We start from the raw sequence: 14,826 nt of genomic DNA, 5'->3' as shown, positions 1-14,826 counted from the left end.
GAAAGGGCTGCAAAGCAGCCCCTGCGGTATTTGCGATAAAGCTGACATCCTGGGGTCGCTTCGCGACCCTTTCGCGACACGAGGCCGCTCCCACAAGGCTCCATACCGGCTAGCGGCGCGCCCTGACCGGGACCGGTTGGGCCACCAGCACGATGCCGGAGAAGCCCAACACGAGAAAACAGAACATCTGCCAGCGCTCGCCGACCGAGATGCCGTAGCGCAAGGTGTAATACCCCACGCAGGCTGCGAAGCCCAACAACAGCATCTGGCCGCGAAACTGCCGCCACCAGGCCACCAGGCCGTCCACCCTCGCCAGCACCGCCAGCTGGGTCAACAAGCCAAGCAACGCCACACCGATCAACCAGCGGTCGATCTGCCCGGCGACGTCCTGCACCAGCAAAGGCGCCAGCCCACTGACTTTCAGCGCCGGCACCAGCCCTACATGGAACACCCATAAGCCACCGACCCAGAAAACCTGGGCCAGTTGCCAGAGAATCCCCTCGAGGGATGGCGCCCGCAGGCGCCGGTCAGATGTGTTTGACTTCGACAATCTCGTACTCGACCGTACCGCTTGGCGTCTTCACCACCACGGTGTCACCTTCTTCCTTGCCAATGATGGCACGGGCGATCGGTGCGCTGCTCGAAAGCTTGCCTATTTTCACGTCAGCTTCATCTTCGCCAACGATCTGGTAGGTCACTTCGTCATCGGTCTCGGTGTTCGCCAGCACCACGGTGGTGCCGAAAATCACTTTGCCGGTGTGGGCGATGGTGGTGACATCGATCACCACCGAGTTCTGCAGACGGCCTTCGATATCGCGGATGCGCGCTTCGACCATGCCCTGCTCCTCACGGGCGGCGTGGTATTCAGCGTTTTCCTTGAGGTCGCCCAGCTCACGCGCTTCGCCAATGGCCTGGCTCAGGCGTGGGCGCTCGGTCTTGCTCAGGAAGGCCAGCTCCTCTTCCAGGGCGCGGGCGCCCTGGACGGTCATCGGGTACTTGGTAATGCTCATGCTTTGAGTCCTGCATGCAGATCCTGCAGGCGACGAACAGTCTTCTCGGGACCGAATTTCAGCGCCTCGCAGATGGCTTCACCAGCCGCAATGGTAGTGGTGCAGTAGATCTTGTGCTGCAGCGCATTGCGACGAATCGAGTAGGAATCGGCGATCGACTGGCGACCTTCGGTGGTGTTGATGATCAACGACACTTCGTCGTTCTTGATCATGTCGACCACGTGCGGACGCCCTTCGGTCACCTTGTTCACACGGCGCACTTTCAGGCCTGCCGCTTCGATGACCTTGGCGGTGCCTGCAGTTGCAACCACTTCGAAGCCCAGGGCGATCAGATCGCGGGCAACGCCAGCCACTTGCGGCTTGTCGTCGTCACGCACGCTGATGAACGCAGTACCGCCGGTCGGCAGCACTTCGCTGGCCCCCATCTGGGCCTTGGCGAACGCTTCACCGAAGCTGTCACCGACACCCATGACTTCACCGGTCGATTTCATCTCAGGGCCGAGGATCGGGTCAACCCCTGGGAACTTGGCGAACGGGAAGACGGCTTCCTTGACGCTGTAGAAGTTCGGGATGATTTCCTGGGTGAAGCCCAGTTCTTTCAGGGTTTTGCCGGCCATCACGCGTGCAGCGATCATGGCCAGGGAGGTGCCGATGCACTTGGACACGAACGGTACGGTACGCGAGGCGCGCGGGTTGACTTCGATCACATAGATCTTGTCGCCCTGCAGGGCCAGCTGCACGTTCATCAGGCCGACGACGCCCAGCTCCAGGGCCATTTTCTTGACCTGTACGCGGACTTCGTCCTGCACTTCCTTGCTCAACGAGTACGGCGGCAGCGAGCACGCCGAGTCACCGGAGTGAACGCCGGCCTGCTCGATGTGCTGCATGATCGCGCCGATCACCACGTCGGTGCCGTCGCAGACTGCATCCACATCCATCTCGATGGCGCAGTTGAGGAAGTGGTCGAGCAGTACCGGGCTGTCGTTGGAAACCTGCACGGCTTCACGCAGATAGCGCTTGAGCTCGTCCAGCTCGTAGACGATCTCCATGGCGCGACCACCCAGCACATAGGATGGGCGCACGACCAGTGGGTAACCGATGCCACCCGCAGCGCTGATGGCTTCCTCTTCACTGCGCACGGTGGCGTTTGGCGGCTGCAGCAGGCTCAGGCGCTGAACCATCTGCTGGAAGCGCTCACGGTCTTCGGCACGGTCAATGGCGTCCGGGCTGGTACCGATGATCGGTACGCCGGCTTCTTCCAGGGCGCGAGCCAGTTTCAGCGGGGTCTGGCCGCCGTAGTGAACGATGACACCCTTCGGCTTCTCGACGCGGCAGACTTCCAGCACGTCTTCCAGGGTCAGCGGCTCGAAGTACAGGCGGTCGGAGGTGTCGTAGTCGGTGGAGACGGTTTCCGGGTTGCAGTTGACCATGATGGTCTCGTAACCGTCTTCACGCAGCGCCAGTGCAGCGTGTACGCAGCAGTAGTCGAACTCGATACCTTGGCCGATACGGTTCGGGCCGCCACCCAGGATCATGATCTTGTCGCGGGTCGACGGGCTGGCCTCGCACTCTTCCTCGTAGGTCGAGTACAGGTAGGCGGTGTCGGTGGCGAACTCGGCGGCGCAGGTGTCGACGCGCTTGTACACCGGGAACACTTCCAGCTTGTGGCGGTGACGACGCAGGTTCTTGTCGGTGATGCCGAGCAGCTTGGCCAGGCGCTGGTCCGAGAAGCCCTTGCGCTTGAGGCGCAGCATGTAGTCTTTGTCGATCGACGACAGCGCCAGAGTCTTGACCTTCTCTTCTTCCTTGATCAGGTCTTCCATCTGCACCAGGAACCACATGTCGATGCCGGTCAGTGCGAAGATCTCTTCACAGGTCATGCCCGAACGCATGGCGTCAGCCACGTACCAGATGCGCTCGGCGCCCGGCACGGTCAATTCGCGCTTGAGGATGCCGGCGGCTTCCGGGCTGGCCAGGTCGACTTTAGGGTCGAGGCCGCAGGCGCCGACTTCCAGACCGCGCAGGGCTTTCTGCAGGGACTCCTGGAAGGTGCGGCCGATGGCCATGACTTCACCCACGGACTTCATCTGGGTGGTCAGGCGGGCGTCGGCTTTCGGGAATTTCTCGAAGGCGAAGCGTGGCAGCTTGGTCACGACGTAGTCGATCGACGGCTCGAAGGACGCCGGGGTGCGGCCGCCGGTGATGTCGTTCTGCAGCTCGTCGAGGGTGTAACCAATGGCCAGCTTGGCGGCGATCTTGGCGATCGGGAAGCCAGTGGCCTTGGAAGCCAGGGCGGACGAACGCGAAACACGCGGGTTCATCTCGATCACGACCATGCGGCCAGTGTTCGGGCAGATACCGAACTGCACGTTGGAGCCGCCGGTTTCCACGCCAATTTCACGCAGCACCGCCAGCGAGGCGTTGCGCATGATCTGGTATTCCTTGTCGGTCAGGGTCTGCGCCGGCGCCACGGTGATCGAGTCACCGGTGTGCACGCCCATCGGGTCGAAGTTCTCGATGGAGCAAACGATGATGCAGTTGTCCTTCTTGTCGCGGACCACCTCCATCTCGTATTCCTTCCAGCCGATCAGCGATTCGTCGATCAGCAGCTCCTTGGTCGGCGACAGGTCCAGGCCACGGGTGCAGATTTCTTCGAATTCTTCGCGGTTGTAGGCGATACCGCCGCCAGTGCCGCCCATGGTGAACGATGGACGAATGATGCACGGGAAGCCGAGCTTCTCGAGCACTGCATTGGCCTCTTCCATGCTGTGGGCAATACCGGAGCGTGGGCACTCCAGGCCGATGTCCTTCATGGCCTTGTCGAAGCGCGAACGGTCTTCAGCCTTGTCGATGGTGTCGGCGTTGGCGCCGATCATCTCTACGCCGAACTTTTCCAGCACGCCGTGGCGCTCCAGGTCCAGGGCGCAGTTCAATGCAGTCTGGCCACCCATGGTCGGCAGAACCGCGTCCGGGCGCTCTTTCTCGATGATCTTGGCCACCGACTGCCACTTGATCGGCTCGATGTAGGTAGCGTCGGCCATGGCCGGGTCGGTCATGATGGTGGCCGGGTTGGAGTTCACCAGGATGACGCGGAAACCTTCCTCGCGCAGGGCTTTACAGGCCTGGGCGCCGGAATAGTCGAATTCGCAGGCCTGGCCGATCACGATCGGGCCAGCGCCGAGAATCAGGATGCTTTTGATGTCTGTACGTTTTGGCATGGTTGTCACTCAAATCCGCGGGTCAGTCGGCAAGCCGTCTTGAACAATCTGGGTCAGGCGCTTCCGGGCGCGGCGTGAGCCGGCCCGGGGCCTTGATGCAGGATGCTCAGCGGCGCTTGGCCATGGCATCGGTGAAACGATCGAACAGTGGCGCGACGTCGGTCGGGCCTGGGCTCGCTTCAGGGTGACCCTGGAAGCTGAACGCGCTCTTGTCGGTGCGCTCGATACCCTGCAGGGTGCCGTCGAACAGCGACTTGTGGATGGCGCGGACATTGCCCGGCAGGGTGGCTTCGTCAACGGCGAAGCCGTGGTTCTGGCTGGTGATCATGACCACGCCGGTGTCCAGGTCCTGGACCGGGTGGTTGGCACCGTGGTGGCCATGGCCCATCTTCACGGTCTTGGCGCCGGAGGCCAGGGCCAGCAGCTGGTGACCGAGGCAGATGCCGAATACCGGAATCTCGGTTTCGAGGATTTCCTTGATCGCCTGGATCGCATAGTCGCATGGCTCCGGATCACCAGGGCCGTTGGACAGGAACACACCATCCGGATTCAATGCCAGCACTTCGCTGGCCGGGGTCTGGGCAGGCACCACGGTCACGCGGCAGCCGCGGGCGACCAGCATGCGCAGGATGTTCAGCTTGACGCCGTAGTCGAAGGCGACCACGTGGTACGGCAGGTCGGCAGCGTCGATGGTCGGGTGGCTATCGGTCTTCAGCTCCCAAACGCTGGAGCGCCACTCGTAGCGTTCCTTGGTGGAAACGACCTTGGCCAGGTCCATGCCCTTCAGGCCAGGGAAGCCACGGGCGGCAGCGATGGCGGCTTCTTCGCTGATGTTGTCACCCGCCAGGATGCAGCCGTTCTGAGCGCCTTTTTCGCGCAGGATACGGGTCAGGCGACGGGTGTCGATACCGGCGATGGCGACGACGTTGTTGGCCTTGAGGTACTCAGGCAGCGACTGGGTATTACGCCAGTTGCTGGCCAGCAGCGGCAGGTCGCGGATAACCAGGCCAGCGGACCAGACACGGTTCGACTCGGCATCTTCCGGCGTAGTGCCGGTGTTGCCGATGTGCGGGTAGGTCAGGGTAACGATTTGCTGCGCGTAGGAAGGGTCTGTAAGGATTTCCTGGTAGCCGGTCATAGCGGTGTTGAATACCACCTCACCAACGGTCTGACCGTCGGCACCGATGGCTTCACCGCGGAAAATACTGCCGTCGGCAAGGGCGAGTATGGCTGGCTTTGTCAAGAAGACCTCCCGTAAGTCAAGCATGAAAGGGCGATCGCAGGTTGCAAAAAAGCGGAGTGACGTATGGACACGTCACCCCGCTTTCATGTGCTGAATTCAATTCGCTGCGCGCTTTTAGTGGACACACTAAAGCTGTAGCTTACAGAAAAGTGCGTTTTCGGTCTACCGCATATGTGCCTCTAAAACACATCAATGCGACAGAGGGCGCAGCGCGCCCGAACTGATCAGCGCAGCTCGAGCACATCCTGCATGTCGTACAGGCCCGGCTCGCGCCCATCGAGCCACAGCGCCGCTCGCACCGCGCCCTTGGCGAAGGTCATACGGCTGGAGGCCTTGTGGGTGATTTCCAGGCGCTCGCCCTCAGCGGCAAACAGCACGGTGTGATCACCGACCACATCGCCGGCACGCACGGTGGCGAAGCCGATGGTCTGGCGATCACGCGCGCCGGTCTGGCCTTCACGGCCATACACCGCCACTTCCTGCAGATCGCGCCCCAGCGCATTGGCAACCACTTCCCCCATGCGCAGCGCGGTCCCCGACGGGGCATCGACCTTGTGCCGGTGGTGCGCCTCGATGATCTCGATGTCGACATCGTCACCCAATACCCGCGCAGCCATGTCCAACAGCTTGAGGCTGAGATTGACACCCACGCTGAAGTTGGCGGCAAACACGATCGGGATGTCTTTGCCCGCTTCGGCAAGCAGTTGCTTCTCCTCGGCGGTGAAACCGGTGGTACCGATGATCATCGCCTTGCCGTGCTTGCGGCAGAACGCCAGGTTCTTCAGCGTCACCGACGGGTGAGTGAAGTCGATCAGCACGTCGAATTCGTCGGCAACCTTGGCCAGGTCGTCCGACAGCAGTACACCGATACGACCGAGCGCTGCCAGCTCGCCGGCATCCGCCCCGACCAGCGAGCTGTCCGGCCGATCGATCGCCGCCGTCAGCCCCGCGCCCGGAGTTTGCTGAACGGCTTCGATGAGGGTCTTGCCCATCCGCCCCGCTGCGCCCATCACTGCAATACGTCGCATAGCCATTTTCCTTGTCAGAGATCGCCGAAGAAGCGCTTAACACCATCGAACCAGCCGCTGGCCTTGGGCGAGTTGTCACCCTCCAGCGAGCTGCGCAGCTCTTCGAGCAATTCGCGCTGGCGACGGGTCAGGTTGACCGGGGTCTCAACCGCTACGCGGCACAGCAGGTCACCGGCACCACCACCGCGAACCGGGGCGACACCCTTGCCACGCAAGCGGAACTGCTTGCCGGTCTGGGTACCTTCCGGAATCTTGAGCTTCACGCGACCATCGAGGGTCGGCACTTCCAGCTCGCCACCGAGTGCGGCATCGGTGTAGCTGATCGGCACTTCGCAATAGAGGTGCTTGCCGTCACGCTGGAAGATCTCGTGCTCGCGCACGTTGATCACAACATACAGATCGCCAGTCGGACCACCATGGGTGCCCGCCTCGCCCTCGCCGGACAGACGGATGCGGTCGCCGGTATCGACGCCCGCCGGCACTTTGACCGACAGGGTCTTGTATTCCTCGACACGGCCCTCGCCATGGCACGAGGTGCAGGGGTCGGTGATGATCTTGCCCTGGCCGTGGCAGCGTGGGCAGGTCTGCTGCACCGAGAAGAAGCCTTGCTGCATGCGCACCTGGCCGATGCCACCGCAGGTCGGGCAAGTCGACGGGGTCGACCCCTTCTTGGCGCCGGAGCCGTCGCACGGCTTGCAGTTGACCAGCGTCGGCACGCGAATACTGACCGTGGTGCCGCGCACCGCTTCTTCCAGGTTCAGCTCCAGGGTATAGCGCAGGTCGCTGCCGCGCTGGGCACCGCCACGTCCACCACCGCGGCCGCCGCCGAAGAAGTCGCTGAAAACGTCGCCAAAAATGTCGGAGAAGTTGGCGCCGCCGAAACCGGCACCACCGCCACCCATGCTGGGGTCGACACCGGCATGACCGTACTGGTCGAACGCCGCACGCTTGTTCGCATCGGACAGTACTTCGTAGGCCTCGTTGGCCTCCTTGAACTTGTCTTCCGACTCTTTATCGCCCGGATTGCGGTCCGGGTGGTACTTCATCGCCAGTCGGCGGTAAGCCTTCTTGAGGTCAGCTTCGCTGGCGCCGCGCTCGACACCCAGGACCTCATAATAATCACGCTTGGACATAGGTCATTTGCACCTTGTTGGGCGTCAGGCATCTGCGCCGCGCCATCAGCACCTGCCTGCACACCACGAATGGCCCCGACAAATGCTGTTAAAAATCTCGAATTCCAGATACGCCAACGCGGGAGCAAGCCCCCGCGCGGCGACATCCTACCAGCTCACCGGCACCCACCAGTGAACGGGTCGACAGCAGGCAACGATTACTTCTTGTCGTCGCCTTTCACTTCTTCGAACTCGGCGTCAACCACGTCATCGTGCTTGGCTTCCGGCTCGGCTTGCTGTGCGCCACCCTGAGGCTGTTCGGCCTGCTGCTCGGCATACATCTTCTGAGCAACCGGAGCCGATACCTTGGACAGTTCTTCGACCTTGGCGTCGATGGCGGCCTTGTCGTCGCCTTTGACAGCGGCTTCCAGGGCAACCACGGCAGCTTCGATCGCGGCCTTCTCTTCAGCAGTAACCTTGTCACCGGCGTCTGCAACCATCTTGCGGGTCGAGTGCACCAGCGCATCACCCTGGTTACGGGCAGTGGCCAGCTCTTCGAACTTGCGGTCTTCCTCGGCGTTGGCCTCGGCGTCACGCACCATGCGCTCGATTTCTTCGTCAGACAGGCCGGAGTTGGCCTTGATCACGATCGACTGGGTCTTGCCGGTGGCCTTGTCCTTGGCGCCCACGTGCAGGATGCCGTTGGCGTCGATGTCGAAGGTCACTTCGATTTGCGGTACGCCGCGAGGCGCTGGCGGAATCTCGGCCAGGTCGAACTTGCCCAGCGACTTGTTCTGCGCCGCCTGCTTGCGCTCGCCTTGCAGCACGTGAATGGTCACGGCGCTCTGGTTGTCGTCGGCAGTCGAGAACACCTGCGACTTCTTGGTCGGAATGGTGGTGTTCTTCTCGATCAGCGCGGTCATCACGCCACCCATGGTTTCGATACCCAGGGTCAGCGGGCTGACGTCCAGCAGCAGCACGTCCTTCACGTCACCGGCCAGCACGGCGCCCTGAATGGCAGCACCCATGGCCACGGCTTCGTCCGGGTTGACGTCCTTGCGCGCTTCTTTACCGAAGAAGTCGGCGACGGCCTTCTGCACCATCGGCATACGGGTCTGGCCACCGACCAGGATCACGTCGTCGATCTTGCTGGCGTCGATGCCGGCGTCTTTCAGGGCGATGCGGCAAGGCTCGATGGTGCGCTTGACCAGGTCTTCGACCAGCGACTCCAGCTTGGCGCGGGAAATCTTCACGTTCAGGTGCTTAGGACCGGTGGCGTCTGCAGTGATGTACGGCAGGTTGACATCGGTAGACTGCGCCGAGGACAGCTCGATCTTGGCCTTCTCAGCAGCTTCTTTCAGACGCTGCAGGGCCAGCGGATCGTTCTTCAGGTCCATGCCGGACTCTTTCTTGAACTCGTCGACGAGGTAGTCGATCAGGCGCATGTCGAAGTCTTCGCCACCCAGGAAGGTGTCGCCGTTGGTGGCCAGTACTTCGAACTGGTGCTCACCGTCGACTTCGGCGATTTCGATGACCGAAACGTCGAAGGTACCACCACCCAGGTCATAAACGATGACGGTGTGGTCGCCCTTGGCCTTGTCCATGCCGTAGGCCAGTGCAGCGGCGGTCGGCTCGTTGATGATTCGTTTTACGTCCAGGCCAGCGATACGGCCGGCGTCCTTGGTGGCCTGACGCTGACTGTCGTTGAAGTAGGCCGGAACGGTGATCACCGCTTCGGTCACGGCCTCGCCGAGGTAGTCTTCGGCGGTCTTCTTCATTTTCTTCAGTACTTCGGCGCTGATCTGCGGAGGCGCCATTTCCTTGCCGCTGGCTTCAACCCAGGCGTCACCGTTATTGGCTTTGACGATCTTGTAGGGAACCAGCTTGATGTCTTTTTGCACGACATCTTCTTCGAAGCGACGGCCAATCAGGCGCTTCACTGCGAACAGGGTGTTGTGCGGGTTGGTGACGGCCTGGCGCTTGGCCGACTGGCCAACCAGGATTTCACCGTCGTTGGCGTAGGCCACGATCGAAGGGGTAGTACGCGCGCCTTCGGCGTTTTCGATGACCTTGACGTTACCGTTTTCCAGAATGGAGACGCACGAGTTGGTGGTCCCCAGGTCGATACCGATGATTTTGCCCATGTTTACTCTCCCGAAACTTGAATTTGGCGGCAGCGGCTACGGTCGTGGCCAACTGCGGTAATACTTGAACGCTTGACACCTAGATGGGGATGCCCCGGAGGATTTCAAGCCTTCTCATCGATAGAAGGTTGTGGTGCCGCTGGCGCCTTGCTGACCACCACCATGGCGGGGCGCAGCAGGCGGCCGTTGAGCAGGTAGCCCTTCTGGAACACGTTGAGCACGCTGTTAGGCTCGACCTCGGCGTTTTCCTGCATGGCCATGGCCTGATGATGTTCAGGGTTGAACGGCTGACCGTGCGGGTCGATGGCTTCGAGGTTGTAGCGCTTGAGGGTGTCCTGGAACATCTTCAGGGTCAGCTCGACGCCCTCACGCGTGCTCTTGACCTGTTCGTCGTCGGGCTTGAGGTGCGCCAGGGCCATTTCCAGGCTGTCGATCACCGGTAGCAGGTCGCCAGCAAACTTCTCGAGCGCGAACTTGCGGGCCTTGTCGACTTCCTGCTCGGCGCGACGAATGCTGTTCTGCGCTTCGGCAGCGGCACGCAGGGACTGATCCTTGGCGGCGGCCAGCTGCTCCTCGAGCTCCTGAACGCGGGCGCCGTTATCCACTGCACCTGCCTCTTCGGCATTAAGGTCTTGTTCATTCAGCTGTTCGTCAGCCATGGGTCTCTCCTCCGCAATTTCGGTTGTACGAGCAAAGCTCGCCGTGTCTGCCGGCTATATGGGGCCGGAAAAACCAGCTTCAAGGGGCACGTGGGTTTTGCCGGTCGCAACAGAATCCGCCAGAGGGCATTGGCAGGGCTGAAAAAAGTACTGTATAAATAACCAGACCTGAACTTCGGGAGCCGCCCCCATGCTGGTGCACCTGTCCATTCACAACTACGCCATCGTCGAGCACCTCGACCTTGAAATCGCCCGTGGCATGTCGGTGATCACCGGCGAGACCGGTGCGGGCAAATCGATCATGCTCGACGCCCTCGGCCTGGCCCTGGGCGACCGTGCCGACAGCGGCGTGGTGCGCCCCGGCACCGACAAGGCAGACATCCTTGCCACGTTCGACCTGGTGGACATCCCCGAAGCCCATGCCTGGCTGGCCGAGCGCGACCTGGACAACGACGGGTTGTGCATTCTGCGCCGCGTCATCACCGCCGAAGGGCGCAGCCGCGGCTACATCAACGGCACACCCTGCCCGCTCGGCGACCTCAAGGCGCTGGGCGAGCTGCTGATCGACATCCACAGCCAGCATGAACACCAGTCACTGCTGAAGACCGACACCCACCGCCGTTTGGTGGACGAATACGCCGGCGCCATCGACCTTTCCCGCCAGGTGCAGCTTGCCGCCAAACGCTGGAACCAGACCCGCCTGGAGCTCGAGCGGCTGAGCAATTCCGGCGACGAGCAACGCGCCCGCCAGCAACTGCTCAGCTACCAGCTGGAAGAGCTGGACAATCTCGGCCTGGGCGAAAACGAACTGGAACAACTGGAGCAGGAACACAAGAACCTGACCAACGCAGAGGCCCTGTTCGGCATCTGCCGCCAGGTCATCGACCAGTGCAGCGAGAGCGATTCAGGCAATGTGCTCAGCGCGCTGACCGCCAGCCTCAACCGCCTCGGCGCTGCAACGAACGCCCCGCGCGCACTGGGTGAGGCCGCCAACCTGATCGCCAGCGCACAGATTCAGGTAGAAGAAGCGGTGGGCGAACTCAACCGCTTCCTCGACAACTTCGACGCCGACCCCATGCGCCTGCAAGCCCTGGAAGAGCGCCTCGACACGATCTACACCCTGGCGCGCAAGCACCGCGTGCACCCCACTGAGCTGCCACACTTGCAGCAACAGCTGATGGATGAACTCGAAGGCCTGAACGCCAGCGACGAGTCGATCGAACGCCTGGCCGAGGAGCTTGGCGCCTATGCCCAGCACTATAAAGAGAAGGCACAGGAGCTCAGTGCACTGCGCCAGCAGGCAGCCAAACAGCTGGCCGTCGCCGTGGAGCAGGAAATCCAGCGCCTGGGCATGCCGGGTGGGCGGTTCTGCATCGAACTTACCCCCAACGAAGGCAATGACCTGTCACCCCACGGCCTGGAACAGATCGAATTGCTGGTCAGCGCCAACCCCGGGCAGCCACTCAAGGGCCTGGCCAAGGTGGCATCCGGGGGCGAGCTCTCCCGTATCAGCCTGGCGATCCAGGTAATCACAGCGCAGACCTCGCGCATTCCGACCCTGGTGTTCGACGAAGTGGACGTCGGCATCGGTGGCCCGACAGCCGAAATCGTCGGCCAGTTGCTGCGCCGCCTGGGCGAACGCGGCCAGGTACTGACCGTGACCCACCTGCCGCAAGTGGCCGCGCAAGGGCACCATCATCTGTTCGTGCACAAGGTACGCAACAGCGACACCACCCACACCGCAGTCGCCAGCCTGGGCAAACGCGAGCGGGTCGAAGAAGTGGCGCGCATGCTTGGCGGCATCGACTTGACCAAGGAATCCCTGGCCCATGCGCGCAAGATGGTGGTTTCCGGCAAGGCATGATCGCCTCAGAAAGCACAAAGGCGACCAGAAGGTCGCCTTTGTTATTCAAGCCGCGCTAAAACGTTACTTTTTCTTACGCACATAGAGAACCAGGTTGTGGTCCACCAGCTCGTAGCCGTGCTCGGCCACGATCTCTTTCTGGCGGCGCTCAATCTCGGCATCCATGAACTCGATAACTTCACTGGTATCCACGTTGACCATATGGTCGTGGTGACCGCCGTCAGCCAGCTCGAACACCGCGTGGCCACCATCGAAGTTGTGGCGCACCACCAGACCCGCCGCTTCGAACTGGGTCAGTACGCGATAGACGGTTGCCAGACCGACGTCCTCGCCAGCCTCCATCAGCGCCTTGTAGACATCCTCGGCGCTCATGTGACGTTGCTCGGTCGAGTCGAGCATCTGAAGGATCTTGACTCGAGGCAGGGTCACCTTGAGACCGGCTTTGCGCAATTCGCTATTTTCAACCATGGTCAGCTTTCTCGCCGATGCTGCTTCGCAGCTTCTCTTAATACGGGTATGATCGGGGTTTACGTTGTCCAGCCAAGATAGTGGAAGTCGCCCACCGATGCAAAACACCAAGCTCTTGCTAAACAGCCTCGCCCTCGCGGGACTGCTCGCACTCGCCGGTTGCTCGTTTCCCGGGGTTTACAAAATCGACATCCAGCAGGGCAATGTCGTCACGCAAGACATGATAGACCAATTACGCCCCGGAATGACCCGTCGGCAAGTAAGGTTTATCATGGGCAACCCGCTGCTGCAGGACACCTTCAACACCAATCGTTGGGACTACCTGTACAGCCTGCAACCTGGTGGCGGCACACGTCAGCAGGAACGCATGAGCATCTTCTTCAACGACAGCGACCAACTGGTCAGCCTGTCCGGCGACTTCATGCCAGGCGTGAGCCGCGACCAGGAAATCCTCGGCGGCAGCAACACTACCACGGTCAGCCCGGCCACCCAGCCAGAGCAGGCCAAGCCGCAGCCGGAAGAGAAACCGGCCAAGCCAGGCTCGACGGAAGAGTCCATCCAGCGCGAGATCGATACCATCGAGACCACTCCAGTGCCGACACCGGCACCGCTGGAAACCTCGCCGCAGTAATTGCCGGCCAGATGAAAAAGCCCGGACCATGGTCCGGGCTTTTTATTACTGTCAGCTCAGCTAGCGCTTGGCCTTCGCCTTCGCAGCGCGCTGCTTGCGCGCCTCGACAGGGTCGAGCAGCAGAGGCCGGTAGATTTCCAGGCGGTCCCCCTCCTCGACTACGCGCTCCTGCGCATCCGCCACCACCTTGCCGAAAATGCCGACCGGACAGTGTGCGATATCCAGCCCAATCACTTGCCCGGCGATCCCGGACAGGCGCAACGCTTCACGCACTGTCACCCCATCCGGCACTTCACAGGCCAACAGCCACTGGCGTTCGGCCGTGGCGTAGGCCACTTCGACCTTAACCATTGAGCTGCTTGGCACGCTGGCAGAACGCATCCACCAGGGTGTTGGCCGCCTGGTTGAACAGTGGCCCGAGCGTGGCGCGCACGATCGCGCCGGCGTAGTCGAAGGTCAGGTCCAGGCTGATCTTGCAGGCTTTTTCGCCGAGCGGCTTGAACACCCACAGGCCATGCAGCTGCGTGAATGGCCCCTCTTCCAGGTTCATTTCGATGGACTGCCCTGGCACCAATATGTTGCGGGTGACGAACTGCTGGCTCATGCCGCCCTTGGCCACTTCCAGCTTCGCCCGCATGTGCGTGTCGCTGGCCTCGATCACCGTCGAGGCCGAGCACCAAGGCAGGAATTCAGGGTAACTGGCCACGTCATTGACCAGATCGTAGAGCGCCTGGGCAGGGTACGGCAGCAGGGCGGAGCGTTGAATATGGGTAGTCATCCAGGCGTCACTTCCAAGGCTGGTTGGCGGCGCTTCGCAGCGTGCCGGAAACAGGTTCTGTGCAGAGAACAGGCCTTGTATTGTCCGGTATTCATTGCGGTGGCTCAAGCACACCGAAATCCCATAGCCGACCACGTGATGTCTTGCCTATAATGCCGCCCCTATGGCTAAACAAAAGAAACATCCGACCGGGACCATCGCGCAAAACAAAAAGGCGCGACACGATTACTTCATCGAACACAAGTTCGAGGCCGGGCTGGTCCTGTCCGGCTGGGAAGTAAAGAGCCTGCGGGCCGGCAAGGCGCACCTGACCGACAGCTACGTGCTGCTCAAGGATGGCGAAGCCTGGCTGTTCGGCAGCCACATCACCCCGCTGACCACCGCCAGCACCCACGTCATCGCCGACCCCACGCGCACCCGCAAGCTGCTGCTGAACAAGCGCGAGCTCGAGCGCGTGGAAGCCGCCGTGGCACAAAAAGGCTACACCTGTGTAGCCTTGGCGCTGTACTGGAGCAAGCACCTGATCAAGTGCGAGATCGCGCTTGGCAAGGGCAAGAAGGAGTTCGACAAGCGCGACACCCTGCGCGAACGCGACTCCAACCGCGAGCTGCAGCGTGCGGTGCGGAACAAGGGCAAGGAAGAGTAATTCCTGCCCGGTGCGGGCCCTGTGG

The 14,826-nt window shown here is 61.8% G+C and carries 14 protein-coding genes; 3 read left to right on the top strand and 11 right to left on the bottom strand.

The window, feature by feature from the left end:
* Positions 1-109 precede the first annotated feature (109 nt).
* The 8 genes from HU738_RS10605 to grpE all read right to left on the bottom strand — a co-directional run bounded on the left by HU738_RS10605 (position 110) and on the right by grpE (position 10,432).
* Complete coding sequence (locus HU738_RS10605; protein ID WP_054885644.1) at positions 110-550, bottom strand: hypothetical protein; 441 nt, start codon at positions 548-550, stop codon at positions 110-112.
* On the bottom strand, positions 528-1,010 hold the full coding sequence (gene greA, locus HU738_RS10600) for a transcription elongation factor GreA (RefSeq protein ID WP_082433603.1): 483 nt from the start codon (positions 1,008-1,010) through the stop codon (positions 528-530). Before greA ends, HU738_RS10605 begins: the two co-directional genes overlap by 23 nt.
* Positions 1,007-4,228: a carbamoyl-phosphate synthase large subunit gene (gene carB / locus HU738_RS10595; RefSeq protein ID WP_186601126.1), complete on the bottom strand. Its 3,222-nt coding sequence runs from the start codon at positions 4,226-4,228 to the stop codon at positions 1,007-1,009. Before carB ends, greA begins: the two co-directional genes overlap by 4 nt.
* A gap of 106 nt (positions 4,229-4,334) precedes the next feature.
* Positions 4,335-5,471, bottom strand: coding sequence for a glutamine-hydrolyzing carbamoyl-phosphate synthase small subunit (carA, locus tag HU738_RS10590; RefSeq protein ID WP_003249935.1), 1,137 nt, complete (start codon positions 5,469-5,471; stop codon positions 4,335-4,337).
* Between the two features lie 224 nt (positions 5,472-5,695).
* Positions 5,696-6,499, bottom strand: coding sequence for a 4-hydroxy-tetrahydrodipicolinate reductase (gene dapB, locus HU738_RS10585; RefSeq protein ID WP_186601125.1), 804 nt, complete (start codon positions 6,497-6,499; stop codon positions 5,696-5,698).
* A 14-nt stretch (positions 6,500-6,513) separates the two neighbouring features.
* Positions 6,514-7,632, bottom strand: a complete 1,119-nt coding sequence (gene dnaJ, locus HU738_RS10580; protein WP_054885648.1) for a molecular chaperone DnaJ — start codon at positions 7,630-7,632, stop codon at positions 6,514-6,516.
* A 197-nt stretch (positions 7,633-7,829) separates the two neighbouring features.
* On the bottom strand, positions 7,830-9,755 hold the full coding sequence (gene dnaK, locus HU738_RS10575) for a molecular chaperone DnaK (RefSeq protein ID WP_176509704.1): 1,926 nt from the start codon (positions 9,753-9,755) through the stop codon (positions 7,830-7,832).
* Between the two features lie 104 nt (positions 9,756-9,859).
* Positions 9,860-10,432 (bottom strand): nucleotide exchange factor GrpE, encoded by a 573-nt coding sequence (gene grpE, locus HU738_RS10570; protein ID WP_143524237.1) that lies wholly within the window; start codon positions 10,430-10,432, stop codon positions 9,860-9,862.
* Positions 10,433-10,604: 172 nt separating this feature from the next.
* Here grpE and recN point away from each other — a divergent pair, with 172 nt between their 5' ends.
* The gene (recN, locus tag HU738_RS10565; RefSeq protein WP_186601124.1) at positions 10,605-12,278 is read left to right on the top strand and encodes a DNA repair protein RecN; all 1,674 of its coding nucleotides are present in this window, start codon (positions 10,605-10,607) and stop codon (positions 12,276-12,278) included.
* Positions 12,279-12,341: 63 nt separating this feature from the next.
* Here recN and fur read toward each other — a convergent pair whose 3' ends face one another.
* Positions 12,342-12,746 carry a ferric iron uptake transcriptional regulator gene (fur, locus tag HU738_RS10560; RefSeq protein WP_046788147.1) on the bottom strand — a complete coding sequence of 135 codons (405 nt, stop codon included), beginning with the start codon at positions 12,744-12,746 and terminating at the stop codon, positions 12,342-12,344.
* A gap of 97 nt (positions 12,747-12,843) precedes the next feature.
* On the opposite strand from fur, the gene HU738_RS10555 reads away from it, so the two are divergent.
* Positions 12,844-13,377: an outer membrane protein assembly factor BamE gene (locus HU738_RS10555; protein WP_054885652.1), complete on the top strand. Its 534-nt coding sequence runs from the start codon at positions 12,844-12,846 to the stop codon at positions 13,375-13,377.
* Positions 13,378-13,437: 60 nt separating this feature from the next.
* Here the strand turns inward: HU738_RS10555 and HU738_RS10550 are convergent, their stop codons facing one another.
* Together HU738_RS10550 and HU738_RS10545 are read right to left on the bottom strand one after the other, a co-directional pair.
* Complete coding sequence (locus tag HU738_RS10550; RefSeq protein ID WP_186601123.1) at positions 13,438-13,728, bottom strand: RnfH family protein; 291 nt, start codon at positions 13,726-13,728, stop codon at positions 13,438-13,440.
* Positions 13,721-14,155 (bottom strand): type II toxin-antitoxin system RatA family toxin, encoded by a 435-nt coding sequence (locus HU738_RS10545; protein WP_054885654.1) that lies wholly within the window; start codon positions 14,153-14,155, stop codon positions 13,721-13,723. Before HU738_RS10545 ends, HU738_RS10550 begins: the two co-directional genes overlap by 8 nt.
* 163 nt (positions 14,156-14,318) lie before the next feature.
* On the opposite strand from HU738_RS10545, the gene smpB reads away from it, so the two are divergent.
* Entirely contained in the window at positions 14,319-14,801 is a 483-nt protein-coding gene (gene smpB / locus HU738_RS10540) for an SsrA-binding protein SmpB (protein WP_176509707.1), read from the top strand.
* Positions 14,802-14,826 lie beyond the last annotated feature (25 nt).

Origin of the sequence: Pseudomonas vlassakiae (assembly GCF_014269035.2) — a bacterium.
Lineage (GTDB): Bacteria > Pseudomonadota > Gammaproteobacteria > Pseudomonadales > Pseudomonadaceae > Aquipseudomonas > Aquipseudomonas vlassakiae.
The sequence above is the reverse complement of the archived record's forward strand: the minus strand, read 5'-3'. Positions and strand labels throughout refer to the sequence as shown.